The organism is Arhodomonas sp. KWT, from assembly GCF_010993615.1.
The window spans coordinates 1-585 of sequence record NZ_WNXE01001027.1 but is presented as its reverse complement, the minus strand read 5'-3'; the positions used below and the strand labels follow the sequence as shown (position 1 = coordinate 585).

The following is a 585-nucleotide window of genomic DNA, read 5'->3' as shown; positions in this document are numbered from 1 at the left end:
AGTCCTTGTCCGAATCGCAGGGTGTCCTGCCCGTTACTGGGCGCCCGCCAGCGGCTCGATGTGCAGTGTCTCACCCGCCAGGCGGATCTGAACACTGTGGCCGCGGCTGGCCTCGTCAATGTCCTCGCTGACCCGGTAACACCCGGCGATCGCGATGAGCTCCGCGTTGAGCTGCTGGCAGAAGATCCGCGCGTCGGCGTCGCCCTGCACACCTGCCAGGGCCCGCCCGCGCAGATTCGAGTAGACGTGGATGTTGCCGTCCGCCAGCACCTCGGCGCCCGGGCTGACCGGCGCGAGCACGACGAGATCGCCGCCACGGGCGTAGATCTGCTGGCCGGAACGCACCGGCTGGGTCACGAGCCGCGCCGTCGCCGACGCCGGCTCCGGCCGGGCGGGCGCCGGGCCGGTGTCCACCTCGCGGGTACTGCCGCCGCCGGGCTGGCGCATCACGCCGAGGCCGGCGGCCTGGGCCGTATTCTCCACCCGGGGGTCACCGGCGGTCACCGCCACCGGGGCCAGCCCGCTCTGCCAGAGGTGATGGGCGAGCTCGCTCAGCCAGATGTCGTCGATGCCGCTGGCCGCCAC

At 72.8% G+C, this 585-nt stretch carries 1 protein-coding gene; it reads right to left on the bottom strand.

Translation table 11 applies throughout. From position 1 onward, the window contains the following. Nucleotides 1-33 precede the first annotated feature (33 nt). Nucleotides 34-585, bottom strand: a 552-nt coding sequence (gene minC, locus G7A99_RS23945; RefSeq protein ID WP_163144577.1) for a septum site-determining protein MinC, incomplete at its 5' end; no start/stop codon positions are given.